The 12,929-nt window shown below is 45.6% G+C and carries 9 protein-coding genes, 1 tRNA gene and 1 pseudogene; 3 read left to right on the forward strand and 8 right to left on the reverse strand.

Annotated features, from left to right (window positions below):
* Positions 1–10: 10 nt before the first annotated feature.
* Both JGUZn3_RS05100 and JGUZn3_RS05105 read right to left on the reverse strand, forming a co-directional pair.
* Entirely contained in the window at positions 11–856 is an 846-nt protein-coding gene (locus JGUZn3_RS05100) for an LON peptidase substrate-binding domain-containing protein (protein ID WP_203414576.1), read from the reverse strand.
* 132 nt (positions 857–988) lie between these two features.
* Positions 989–2,014, reverse strand: coding sequence for a thioredoxin family protein (locus JGUZn3_RS05105; RefSeq protein WP_203414577.1), 1,026 nt, complete (start codon positions 2,012–2,014; stop codon positions 989–991).
* Positions 2,015–2,628: 614 nt separating this feature from the next.
* Here JGUZn3_RS05105 and JGUZn3_RS05110 point away from each other — a divergent pair.
* A tRNA-Gly gene (locus tag JGUZn3_RS05110) sits at positions 2,629–2,703 on the forward strand.
* 153 nt (positions 2,704–2,856) lie between these two features.
* Here JGUZn3_RS05110 and JGUZn3_RS12880 read toward each other — a convergent pair.
* A complete protein-coding gene (locus JGUZn3_RS12880; protein ID WP_203414578.1) occupies positions 2,857–3,114 on the reverse strand; it encodes a ChbG/HpnK family deacetylase in 258 nt (85 codons plus the stop codon).
* A gap of 1,154 nt (positions 3,115–4,268) precedes the next feature.
* Between JGUZn3_RS12880 and JGUZn3_RS05120 the strand changes: the two genes are divergently transcribed.
* Positions 4,269–4,430: a hypothetical protein gene (locus JGUZn3_RS05120; RefSeq protein ID WP_203414579.1), complete on the forward strand. Its 162-nt coding sequence runs from the start codon at positions 4,269–4,271 to the stop codon at positions 4,428–4,430.
* 293 nt (positions 4,431–4,723) lie between these two features.
* On the opposite strand, the gene JGUZn3_RS05125 is transcribed toward JGUZn3_RS05120, so the two are convergent.
* Together JGUZn3_RS05125 and JGUZn3_RS05130 are read right to left on the reverse strand one after the other, a co-directional pair.
* On the reverse strand, positions 4,724–5,464 hold the full coding sequence (locus tag JGUZn3_RS05125) for an SDR family NAD(P)-dependent oxidoreductase (protein ID WP_203414580.1): 741 nt from the start codon (positions 5,462–5,464) through the stop codon (positions 4,724–4,726).
* A gap of 247 nt (positions 5,465–5,711) precedes the next feature.
* Positions 5,712–5,849 carry a hypothetical protein gene (locus JGUZn3_RS05130; protein ID WP_203414581.1) on the reverse strand — a complete coding sequence of 46 codons (138 nt, stop codon included), beginning with the start codon at positions 5,847–5,849 and terminating at the stop codon, positions 5,712–5,714.
* A 170-nt stretch (positions 5,850–6,019) separates the two neighbouring features.
* Between JGUZn3_RS05130 and JGUZn3_RS05135 the strand changes: the two are divergent.
* A pseudogene (locus tag JGUZn3_RS05135) lies at positions 6,020–6,157 on the forward strand (NAD(P)H-dependent oxidoreductase subunit E); the annotation flags it as partial.
* A 700-nt stretch (positions 6,158–6,857) separates the two neighbouring features.
* On the opposite strand, the gene JGUZn3_RS05140 reads toward JGUZn3_RS05135, so the two are convergent.
* The 3 genes from JGUZn3_RS05140 to JGUZn3_RS05150 form a co-directional block, all read right to left on the reverse strand.
* Positions 6,858–7,931 (reverse strand): glycosyltransferase family 2 protein, encoded by a 1,074-nt coding sequence (locus tag JGUZn3_RS05140; protein ID WP_203414583.1) that lies wholly within the window; start codon positions 7,929–7,931, stop codon positions 6,858–6,860.
* Between the two features lie 395 nt (positions 7,932–8,326).
* Positions 8,327–11,842, reverse strand: a complete 3,516-nt coding sequence (locus tag JGUZn3_RS05145; RefSeq protein ID WP_203414584.1) for a glycosyltransferase — start codon at positions 11,840–11,842, stop codon at positions 8,327–8,329.
* A gap of 52 nt (positions 11,843–11,894) precedes the next feature.
* A complete protein-coding gene (locus JGUZn3_RS05150; RefSeq protein ID WP_203414585.1) occupies positions 11,895–12,926 on the reverse strand; it encodes a CgeB family protein in 1,032 nt (343 codons plus the stop codon).
* Positions 12,927–12,929: the final 3 nt, after the last annotated feature.

The raw sequence follows: 12,929 nt of genomic DNA on the forward strand, positions 1-12,929 counted from the left end.
GGTTACGGGCCTAGCGGCTCTGGCCTTCAAAAATGATTTGTAAGCGGTGGATTCTCTCGGTCAGGGTGGGGGCTTGTAACAGCCACTGCTTTATCTCGGCAGGAAAGGGGAAAAGGGTTGGCACCAGCATGGCAAGGCTAAAATTATCCAGCTGTGCCAAGGCAGGAAGATTACACTCAAAATGGTGCTTTTGGCAGTAATGCTGTAAGGCAGCCAGCAATGTAGTTTTATTCATATGGAATAAGGGGGCGAGGGTCAGGTCTTCCCCAAAGGCCGAACTATCAATATAGGCTTTGCGACACGTGGCATGGTGGGGGTGGGGTTCCTCGCGGATAATCCTGAAACGGATGACCCCTGTGAGGATGATGGCCAGACTCCCATCGGGGCGTTCTTTAAACGAGCTAATCCGACCTAAACAACCAATAGGGTACAGGCAGCCAAGAGGGTAAAGGGGGGGATCCTCGTTATGAAGGGAGTGCAGATCGTTCAGATTATTATCAGCAGAAGGATGGGTGTCTCTTATGAGGTGGGACGAGGCCTTGAGGGGCTTTTGGGACACTTCATCTTTGGTGGCAGGCTGGGGGAGGACAGCTCCTTGTTGGGAAAGGAACTGAGAAAAGGGCGTACTGGGTTGGGCAATGCCTAAAAGGCGATGGGTGGCCAAGGCCTGATCGACCAAAGAGATAGCCTCGGCTTCTGTAACATTTAAGGGAAGGGAGCCGTAAGGGAGCAAAAAGGCATTTTCAAAAGCAAATAGAGTAATAACGCCAGGAATATCGGCTAAGGTCAGTTCCGAAATAGGGGGAAAGCGCTTGAAGGCGGGTGGGATGGAGCCTGGGGGTGTTAATGGCGGCATGAGGGGTCCTTTCTGATGAGGATTTGAATGATAGAGAAGAAAAGCAGAAAGAGAGAACGAGGTTCCTGCTTTTCTTCTGCCCTTTGCCACCCCCCAAGGTTAGCAGCGTTTAGAAAACAAGGCTAACAGTGTTTAGGAAAACAGAATGGTTGACATCCGTTTGCGTCCGGCGACAGAGGCTGGGTCTGCCATTCCCCAGGATTCAAAAAAACGGATCAATTGCTGGCGGGCAGCATGGTCGTTCCAGTCACGTTGACGTCTTAAAATTTCAAGAAGGGCCTCAGTGGCTTCTTCTCTTTTATCCATGCTGTTATAGGCGGTGGCCAGGGCATAGCGTGCGGCATGGTCGTTTGGGTCTTTGACTAGGGCGGCTTGCAGGCTTTCAATTTCCTTTTGGGCTTTCTCTCCTTCATCAACCAGCTCAAGGGCCGTTTTAACTCCGGCGATATCATCCGTTAAGCGAATTTTCTCAGGCACCTGGCCTAAAAGTTCTTTGGCCTCCTCCTTATGGCCCAAGGCTAACATGGCCCGGATAAGCCCAGCCCACGCCTTGGGGTTTTCTGGCTCGATTCCCAATGTCTGCGAGAAAAAATCAGCGGCTTCGGCAGGGTTGTTTTCTTGCAGGGCCTTAACCCCGGCTTCCAGCAGGCTGGTGGAAGGCAGGCTTGAGCCAGTATTTTTCAGCAGATTCTCTATAAATTTCTTCACTTCGCTTTCAGGCACAGCCCCTTGGAACAAATCCAGGATCTGACCTTGCCAAAAGGCTGCCACCATAGGAATAGACTGAAGCGGAAGGCCGAGCTCAGCCAGTTGTTGAACAAGGGCACGGTTGGTTTCAATATTAAGCTTTACCAGCCGAACAGCCCCTTGGGCGGCCTTCACCACTTTTTCCAGTATGGGGGTAAGCTGCTTACATGGCCCACACCATTCTGCCCAGAAATCAACCAGGACAGGTTGGGTTTTGCTGGCCTCAATGACGTCCTTCATGAAGGTGTTCTGGCTTCCTTCAGAAATAAAGGGACTCGCCTGTAAGGGGGTATCTCCATCCGTGAAAAGGGTTGTGGATGGGGCCACAGCAGAGGTGGGTGTAGCCTGGCTTGCAGATGAGCCAGCAGAACGGGGGTTGGTCGGAGAAGAAGCACCAATAATTTGGTTCATGTGTGAGATACCTGTTTGCTTATGAAAAAAATCTGAAACTGACGGCTGGGTTTAATGATTATAGAAGATGTGTTTAATGATCATAGAAGAATTGTATAAAATTATGCTATCCGTTTTCAACTTTTCAAGGGTTAGGAGCAAATTAGGCTCCTCGCAAGGATGAGGTTAGAGACCTCCCGCAAGGTGGGGTTAGGCCCCCTCCACAAGGGTGGAGTTAGGGCTCCTGGAAGGATGGAGAACGCAAAGAAGCTGCCCTTTACAAGAAGCCCTCCTTTAAAAAGCCTCTCATTGCCTTTTTTATTGATGCCTTTTTATTTCTTTTTCTTCAGCATTTTCTTGCGTTTTTTCTCTCTTTTATTCCACCTTAATTCCTTCTTGATTACCTCTTTAATGTCAATGTCGCCTTAATCCTCCTACCCTAGTCAGGGGAGTCCTTCTTTTTGCTGGTATTTTGCTTTAATTCTCTCCTTTGAGGGAAAAGAAGGGCAAGCCATGTGGGGTAAGTGGGTAGGTGGGCAAGTAGGCAGGAGGCAACTCTATTTTCTTTTCGTTTTTTTTAATTTCCCTCTTGCATCGTCCTTAAAATCAGAATAAATAAGGGCCACTAGCACGAAGCGGGCGTAGCTCAGGGGTAGAGCACAACCTTGCCAAGGTTGGGGTCGTGGGTTCGAATCCCATCGCCCGCTCCAGAAAACCTTATAAATACTGGTGTTTTTGGAGCGGTGCTTTTCTGTAAAAAACCCTTCCAATCTCAGCGTTTTACGTTAGCAGCAAGCTTTTGGTGCTCGGTTTGGCTCGTGGCACTCGCACAGCTTTTAAACTGTAACTTTTCCCAGTTTTAATCAGGATCTGCCCAACCGTGGGGGAAGATGCATATGTTTATGGGTGTTGGCATGATCAAGCGGTAAGCCCGTTGCTGCATAGGCCTTAAACTGGGCTGTCATTTCTACCTGTAAGGCAAAGCGGACGGCTAGTACTCTAGTGGCACAACGCCCAGCAGCAAGGCGACAGCCCAATATGCCAAACCAGAGGCAACCTTGAACCCATTGGGAATGGTAAAGGTTGTGGATACTCCTTATTCCATCATGTCTATTTCTCATATTATCTATTTCGCATATAGTATGGATAAGGGCAGAGTTGAGCCAACTGACGCCTTGAGAAAAGGTTTGTATTTTCTTGCGCCTCGTGAATGCCCTATCTGATGAAGAAGGAAGAACCTCCCTCTCTGCGGTTTCAAAAACATGTATGCGGGTTCATGAGAGAAGCCATACTGATTAACGAGAGGAGCCATGCAGAAAAGGGATGATCAGGGCTATGGTCGCGGGGGGCATGGCAAGAGAGGAGAGAGGGTAAGGCTCTGCAAGGGGTGCACTGAGCAGGTGATTCACTCCCCGTTTTTTTAGCAGGTTATTTGCTTTTCGTTTTTCAAGCCTGACAGCTTTATCTTCTGTAACTTTTTATCTCTGTAATTTTTATGGCCGTTTGGCGGCTGCGCCGGAGCCAGGAAACGTTCTTTCAAAGGGTATCTAGGCACAAGCGATATCTAGGTAACGGATAGCCTAGGTTAGGGATATCTAGGGGAAAGTCTTGGTGCCAGCTATGCCCACCTTTTCGATAAGATAATCTTTTCGATCAGAGTCTGTTCCTGTTTTGTAAGAGGAGTTTGATATCGAAAAGCTCCAACAAAGCCTTCACCCCGAACGGGATGCCCTGTTTGGATATCTGGGGTTACAAACCTTGTATGACCGCTATCTGCTGAAATACGGATGACAAACACTTTGAAGCCCCTCAGCTGTTTTTAATGCGGGTTGCTATGGGCCTGGCTATTCAAGTTCTGTTTCGTGATATAGGCCAAATTTTTGGCAAGACCAAACTTGGGGTCAGGCCAAAAATTTGGGTCAGGATAGGCTGCAAGCCCAGAAGAACGGGGTTCCTTTCTTTGATCAACCCATCTCTTTGAGAAACTTATGATTTATAGCCTTCAAAACCAAGAGGGGATTGCTGACACAGAGTTCTGCTGTGGTTAAGGTTGTACATACACACTATCGCTCATAAAGATTATTACTCAAAGGCTCCGTAGCCCCTCCGCATCTCCTTGGCCGCGGGGTAAAGCTTATTGCCCCCGATACTGCTTTTATGTAGGGAATACTGAGCGAGCAGAAGGGGTGATAATCCATCCCTTATGGGGTCTTCGAGCCAGACATAGTCGTTTAGGCATGGTCCTTCAGGCGTGATCGTTCATAAGGATGTCGAGATGAAATCCTTTAGTAGTCTTGCAAATTATATTCTCCATAACCAGGCCATTATAGGGCCTTATGCCCGTATTCGCCCCGAATTAAAAGTGAGAGAGGCGGTCATTATGTTGGCCATGGCTTATGTTGTCGCATCTTCTGGTTGGAGGAGGGGAGCCTTATGAGCTGTGCAGCCCGCAGGAGCGTATTGAAGGGGCTCATATTGAAAAAAATATTTCTGTGATGGGGGTGGAAAATTTTCTTAAAACTTTCAAAAGTAAAGAAAATCTAAAAAAAGTTAAAAAATAGATAATTAATTATTGCGACAAAAGAATAATTTCAGTATGACTAAAGAGGTAGACTATAGCGTTATAGCTACGTTTTTCACGCATAGGTTTAGTGGCTTGACTCAATCCCCTGCTGTTACGGCAGGGGATTTCTTTATTTCGTCCTCATTCCATGGGGGTATAAGAGGATTTTAGGCCAGCATGCCGCCATCAATCGTAATGCTGGCACCTGTCATATAAGGGCTTTTGCCCTGTGCAATATAAAGGGCCATATTGGCAATATCGCTGACCTCTCCAACCCGTTTTAGGGGGACTGCAGAAACGAATTCATCCCGTACAGAATCATCGGGAATGAAGTCGTTAAACATTCTGGTTGCAATAGGGCCAGGGGCAATGGCATTGACTTTGACGTCAAAAGGGGCGGCCTCAAGTGCTGCGGTTTTGGTGAGCCCTTCTACGGCATGCTTGCTGGCTACGTACAGTCCAGCACTGGGGCTTCCCATTTTTCCTGCAATAGAGGACATATTGATAATAGTGCCAGATTTTTGCTTATACATGGCCGCTAGCTCATATTTGAGCGAGAGAATAACCCCAAGCACATTCGTATCAAATGTATAGTAATAGGACTCGGTTGTAACGTCTGTAAGGGGTAATGCCTTGCCCTCGGTGCCGGCATTGTTCACGGCAACATCCAGCCTTCCAAACTTGCTGAGGCAAAAATCGACCAGGGCTTTAACTTGGTCCTCTTTCTGAACATCGCTTTTAAAGAAGAAAGCCTCAGCACCCAATTTTTGGAGTTCGGCTTCCAATGCCTTGCCTGCTTCATCCCTACGACCGGAGACAACCAGTTTAAAGTCGTTTTTAGCAAATAAAAGAGCCGTTTCATGGCCAATACCGGTAAGAGCGCCAGTAATGAGAGCGACTTTACGCATGGATTGATATCCTTTTCATTGTATGATTCTTTAGAAAGAAGCCCTGAAATCCGTAACCTTTCAGAACTTAAACGCCAGGTTATAGGCAAACCCTATGGAGTGCCGTAAAAATGAGGTTACGGTCGTGCAGCACTCTATCGATATGGCGTGTTAACAGGGGCAAAGATACAGCAAGAATTTCAAAAAACATAGGAAAAATAGGTTTTAAATTTCACAAGGCCCTCAAAACAGCTTCACATTTGGCGGATTAATGCCTTCTCTTACGATTGAGAACTGGCTTACCGATTACAGTCCTAACACTGTCCAATCCGTCTGTCTGACCAGTAATATTGAGGACATCCGTAGGAGATGCATGAATTTTCAGGGGCAAAGGCAATGGTGTCATCAATACTGCCCCTTCGGGTTGGAAGGGTTTGGCCAGGAGCCTGTCAAGAAAAGTTTTAAAGAGGGATTGAAGATTTGAGCCTTCACAAGAGTATACCTCATAAAGGCAGGGCTTGTGGGGAGTGAACCCTCCTAGAGGGATTTTACAGGGATTTTACGGGGCCTATGGGGCCGCTTCTTTATCTGGTGCAAAATCAGATATTGGAAGAAACAGGAAGGTCGTGGATTCCTAAAGTGGTTATGGATGAAGTTGCCATGATTTTGGATATGGCTCCTATTAGAGTGTATGAAGTAGCGAGTTTCTACACAAAGAAGGTAGAATGTTTACCTATGCCTTACGGTTTAGTTTGTTTTTGCACATAACAATAAACTCAACAGGATGCCGTAAGGGCTAAATTAAAAGCCCATTGAGAAACCTACGGTACTTTTTTTAAAAACTTACGCAGCCCAGATCGGGGGGGAACATGCTTTTACCGATTGCTAAAAAGCCAGCTTCAACAGACCTTTCTACGAAGGGACTACCGAAGCTGGTGGGAGTTTAGCAAGAAAATTATGCGATACAAAACAAATATAACCATCTAAAGATGTAGTTAAGACCGCAAAAATAAAATTAATAAAATTTTAATGATTTGTAAATAGAAAATTTTTTCTCTATTTTAACCAGTATTTTGGTTTTTTTATTTTTGGCAAGTAAATAGAAAATTTACAAAAAATAAAAACAACTTTATCGAAAACTAAAAATAATAATGATACGCATTTAAATGTTTTATTGCTGGAACAGTTTATCCCCTGCTGTGTGGGGTTATCCTTAAAGGCTAAGATAACAGGCCAATAAGGAATAAATTCTCTCAAAGAGAAAAAAGGATATTATGCAAAAAGCGAATAAGATCGATGCCCGTTTTTAAAGGCATGCTCTTATTCGTTTTCGCTGTAGGCGCAATTCTGAGTAGACGCGACTTTTGAGAGCTTATCGTCTCTCTTAGGTCAGGGGGCAAGGTAGGGGGGGGTGTTAAGCGGGGTCGATAAGGGCAAAAGGGGCTGGGAACATATCGTTACATTTTCTTTGTTCTGCAAAGCCATGTTCCAGAAAATGTACCAAGGGCCAGGTGGTATAATGGGGATGTTGAACAATATCCGGATTATGTCGACCATAGCTTTCTGCATCATAAAGAATAAACTCGTAACGGGCTGCCCCTGTTTCGGGGTTGGTGGTGACAAAGCGGGCTATTCCCCCGGCTGTTGCGGCCAGGTCGGCCAGCAAGCTTCCTTTCTGGAATTCCGTACGAAGGGTGGCAGCATTTCCAAACATGAGGGTGGTGTTACATTGTAGGGCTTCAAAATGGGTTAAGACCGAGGGGATAAACAGGCAAGCTGTGGTTTGATACCCGTTGCGATAGTCTTCTTCACTCATTTGGAAATAGGTTTTAAAGGGCCCATCATACTCAGCCAGGGCCTGAGGATCGTCAGGGTTAATATAGTGTTCCAGCTTCTGGCGGGCGTATTTTTGGGTATCTTCATACCGGTAGCGGTTATGAAGATGAATAAGGGTGAAGGGGGCTACAAACCAGTTTTCAGGAAAAATAGAGACGGGGTTATGAAACCCCCTATCCAGCTCTACGAGGGAGCCTTTTTTGAAGAAGCCTTTCTGGATAATCTGCGTGCGGAAAAACCCTGGCTCTTGTGGAATATTGAGCAAAACCCGACGAAGGACAAAGGTGGCGTTATGCTCTTTTAGGCTCTCAAACACCTGATGAATATTGGCCTTGTCAAAGCGGGGGCCTCGCTCGGAGGAAAGGGCTAAAAACTCATCACAATCCAGGGGAAAGACAAAATCGTACTCATCATTGGCATTGTCCCAGCCCTGAATGATAGAGGCGATAACAGCCCCCTTATTGAGAAAATCTTCCGAAGAGGAAAATTGCCTTAATACCGTACAGCCCTTGGTCTCATAATAAGAGAGGAGCGTATGGACAATAGGGTTGGAAGAGCCATTATCGATAATGGTAAGGTTTTCATAACCAAATAATGATGCATGATGGAGGATCCATGGTTCAAGAAGGATATCTTCATTTTTTTCCATCATTATGCAACGAATTTTTGCCAAAGGAAGCCTCACTAAGGTAGCGTGTTCAATCAACACTTGTTTTAAACTTATTTCATCGAGGGGTTTTGCAGAAAACAGAAGAGGGTGTTTTGGTACAAGGGATTATCCCCTATCAGGTATTGGTTTTTTATCCTAATAGACAGCATGGGCAGGCAAGAAGAGTTTTCCTGGTGTTATGGTGAAAAATTTCACTTTGTTAATCCTGTTTTCCTTATGTTGCTATTTATCAGTTTTCAAATGATTTGTTAAGTGGCAGCGCATTTTTTCTTGCTCAACTGTTCTAGGATGACCTGCTTTTGATTATTGTTGTAAGGAATGGTTGTCAGGAATGATAGAACTCTCTACGAGAAGATTGAGGTTTTTGTAAGATGTCTCTAGGGGGGTGCCGTATGGGTTGCCTTGTGAACAATATCTCGCAAAGCCTGGTTAAAAGTTTCTTTGCTACAGTCCTGTTCTATTCTTTTTAGAGCATTAAGGCGAAGCTTCTCCCATAAAGCCTGAGAAGTATAGAGCTGGTGCAGGCATTGGGCAAAAAGGGCGGGATCTTCACTGGTGGTAGCGAGCAGATCTTCACCATTTTGCCAGCCAATTTGCTCAGCCAGAAGAGAGGTGCAAACGACAGGAATACCGTAAGAGGCCGCTTCGTGAATCTTAAAGGGAATGCCCCCGGCATAACGGGTAGGCGCTACAAAGACGCGGTGGGCATCGTAGAGATCTTCTGTATTGTCCACATATCCCAATAGTTGGACATGGGGGGCAATTTTCATTTTTTTAATGTTGATAGAGGGTTTAGTAAACCCGGCAATAGAGAGTTTGTAGTCTTCCTCCATCAGGTTATCCAACAGGGGAACAACCTCCTCAAGGAGCCATTCAAGACTATCATAATTAGGGCTGTTATAATCATGGATAGCGCCAACAAACAGGAAATTTCGCCGTTGGGTAAAATTGCTGGGGGTCGGGTGAGGCTGTATGGTATGGCCCAGCACGCTGACATTGTCATAACCCGCAGACATAATGTGGTTTTTATCAATATCGTTAACCGCCACAATCTGGCGAGCGTAAGAAGCAGGCTTAAGCTCGGCCTTAAGTTCCTCTTCCTCATCTTCAGGGTGGTTCAGGGTTTCAAGCGAAATGCCTGCCTTTTCAGCCTTGCGCACCTCTAGGGGGTATTTCATGAAATTGCGGGGGGTGACCACGGCTTCCGTATCTAGCACAATGTTTTCAAACGGAAAGAATTTGTAGCATTTACTAAAAATGGGCAAGAGCCGGTTCAGGTTATGGGTTCTTCCTACCCACACCAGGTCAAAATAGCCCAGGCGGTTTTTAAGGAAGGAATCCAGATTGGTGATGTTATTGTTAATCAGGATTTCAACCGTATCGGGAAAGGCATTATACGCTTCAGCAACCCGGATTGCCGTAGGGTTTACCGGATAGACAGAGACCTGACAGCCAATTTCAACCAGGCTGTGGATCACATCGTTAGAGCGTACATACCCAGAGCCCAATCCCCTAAAAGGGATCTGGTCTTCAAAAAACAGTACTTTCAGGTGTTTTTTGTTGCTATTGGCTGCCATCAGGGCATTTTCGGGGTGAGAGGGGTATTTGTGTTCCAGAAAATCGGCATGTTGTTTGGTAAACTGGGCCAGGTTTTTACCGATAAGACTGACAGAGTTACTCTTCCCAAAAGAGCCATGCTCCATATGTTCTATCATCACCGTGGGATCGTAAACCACCTTGTAGCCGGCTTTTTGGGCGCGAATGCACAGGTCCGTATCTTCATAATAAGCGGGCTGGAAAATGGGATCAAACCCTTTGAGGGCGTGGATCACATCGCTTTTACCGAGCAAGAAAACGCCTGAGCAAAAATCGACTTCCCGAATAAAATTAGCCTCTGGCGTATTGGGGTTTTCATCCCGGAGATAGCCTAAGGTCGTTCCATCCCGCCAAACAATGCTGCCAGCTTCTTGCAATTTGCCATTGCTACGAATGATTTTCCCCCCCACCAGGCCAATGTCTGGGCTGGAGTTCAGGCGTTTAAGGGCATTGGCAATGGCATGCGGATAAAGGAAGATATCGTTGTTAATATATAAGATCGCTGCAGAATGCACATAGGTTAAGGCTTCGTTACAACTGCGTAAAAACCCGATATTGCGGTTAAATTTAAGGATTGTCGCCCCTTTAACATAATGCTCTAAATGGCGTGTCTCATCTTGTGAGCCAGAGTCCACCAAGATCATTTCCATATTGCCGTTATAATTTTGGCGGATGGAGTGTAGGCTTTGCAAGGTAAGGTTAAACTGGTTGTTCAACACCATGATCAGGCTAACATCAGGCCGGCCCCGAAAGGAAAAATCTACAATATGGCGAAAGGCATGCGGGAGAAGGTAGCTGGCCTTGCTTTTAAACAACATGCGGCTTTCTTCTTCAGCCGGTAGCGACATATCGCTTTTAAACCCTTGCTGCTTGTTCAGCAGCCAGCCTTCAAAAGGGTTTTCGATGAGCCCATTGAGGATGTTGTTTTGGATATTGGGGCTTTCATCATACACCGTTTTTAGGTCAAGCTCTTGAGAAGGTTGGCGGAATTCATTTGCCCCATGTTTAATGAAATGCTCATACCCGTTACGGATGTAGCCAGCCCGGATGGTATTTTCAATATCTGGGTAATGGGCCAGATAGAAGGATTCAGAAAAATCCTCCAAAGGGTTAAAGTCCATAGGTGTGGTGTTGGTCAGGTAATGGTGAAGGGCAGAGAGATATTCCTCCTTCTTTATGGCCTTTTCCACTTTAGGATACTGGTTTAAATACCATTCCACATCAAAAAACAAGGTGGTGTTCACCCTTTTGAGCACTTCCTTGCGGTGGGACATTAAACAGCTATAAGCCCCGATATTTTCCAGGTGATAGCCGATGCGGTACAGCTCGTTGGAAACCTGGATGGGGTTGTAAAGATAATGTCCTTTTCGTTGTTGCAAGTCGCCAATAAAAAGGTAATGGTCGTAAAAATTCAGCAAGCACAGGTCGCTGAGGTCTCGCTCACTGACATCGGGGTTGATATCGGTATAATATCCTTCCGAGAAGAGCCAGATAGGATCGTATTTTTCATTCACACCTCTTTGGCAATAATGCAAAAACCCAGAGCGAAACAGGCCCGATTCTACGGCATGATTAACCGCTCCATAGCGGGTGCGATACCATTTTTCATCAAAAAAGGCGTTGGGGGAATGCTGAAGGGTTATCCCTTCCGTCATGTAGTAATCCCGCAGGCTGTGAAGGCTAAGTTCTCGCATACGGTCGGAAACGGCAGGGTAGTTTTTCCTATACCACACTTCATCAATCTGTTTCCATAAGGGGAGCCAGTTAGTTTCAGCGCGGGCTATTAGCCAGGTGTTAAAAACCAGCAGGTCTTCTGCTGTGGGTGGAGCATTTTGGATACTATCGGGGTTATCATCAGCCTTCACGAGGTAGGCATCAAGAATTTCTCCACCCACAATGTCTCCACATTTCGAAAGCAGACAAAACCGGTAAGTGCCGGCCTCAAAGCGGATCAAACTATGCTGGGGGTTAATTTGCACCTCAAAACCAAGATGATCAGAAGTGCGGCCATAAGCATTTTGAACATCAGCACGGGCGACAATCTTGGTGGAAAAAATATCCAGCGTCGTCATGTCGCCTTCTTTAAAAACCCCAACAGAAATAAGAGAGTCTTCCTTACTTCCTTCTATAAAAGCCCAGCCTTTTAGCTCAAAATGCCCATTCTCCAATATTGTGGTACTGTCAATACAGGTATGAAGAGCATGTTTTTTAAACAGAATCGTCTGCTTTTTGTCATCAAAAATTATTCTGTTATGGGTTTTTTTTGCGGTGTTACCGTTTTTTCTACCATTATACATTATACACTCTAGCTGGATGTTTTTTTAAAACAGAATAATTTTATTAAAGAGGTCAGCTTTTCAGAAAATTATGGGTTCTTAAAACTTCCATCACGTTCTGGATGCGCTTTTCATAGGTGTGATCTTTAAGGGTGCGATCCTGGGCTTTTTGGGCGGTTTGAAGAATAAGGCTGTTATTATCGAGGAATCGCTCAAGGATTTTTTCAAAATCATGAGCATTGGAAAATGTCGGGATTTCATCCTTCTGGTAATAAGTATGGATTTCGAAAGTATCTTCATAAAAAATCTGCATGGCTCCAGCCAGGGCAGCCTCAAACGTGCGGGGCCCGGGTGAGGAAGGCATAATCATGAAGCGCTTATTCTCAAAATGCAAGCTACGCCCCAGATTCAGCACAATTTTTGAGCGTTGGTAAAGCTCAATAACCTGTTCTTTATCGATACGAGCATCTGAAAAGCCAATGCCGAACTCTCCCCACCCTGGGCCAATAATGCGGATATTAAGGTTCCGTAGGATAGGCAACAAGTTCCGGACAATATCTTTACGGTTGGTGAAGGCCACCCCGCAGAAAAAAACATCGATATTCTTTTCAATCGTGGTGTTGATAGGAACATAATGCAGTTTTTTACTCGCCCCCAAGGCCAGGTGATAGGCATGGGGATGATCATAAAAGTTGGTGCCCCACTTATCGCAAGAGAAGATCACATCAAAATCATCTGTAATACGGTAGCAGGCATCTTGTTCATAGGGGTCTTCTGTGGCCCAGAATACGGTTACAGCGCCAATGGCATGGGCCTTGCGGCAAATTTCCCCGAAATAGATACTTTCTGGCAGGTAAGAGCCAATGGCAAACACAACGGTCGGGCGTATGGTTTCTACCGCAGCGGCAGCCCCTGTAATATTAATGGCAATAACATTATCTTCTCCCACTATGGCTGCCCATCCATCCATAATGGATTCACGAACCTGGCGGTTCGCCTGAGATTCATAGCGGCCACCACTACAGATCATGACCTTGTTCTGGGTTGTGGTTTTGACGTCTTTAACTTCTTTGGCTTCAGTTTTGACTTCAGTCGGTTTTTTCATTGA

This window comes from Entomobacter blattae, assembly GCF_014672835.1.
GTDB classification, from domain to species: Bacteria; Pseudomonadota; Alphaproteobacteria; order Acetobacterales; family Acetobacteraceae; genus Entomobacter; species Entomobacter blattae.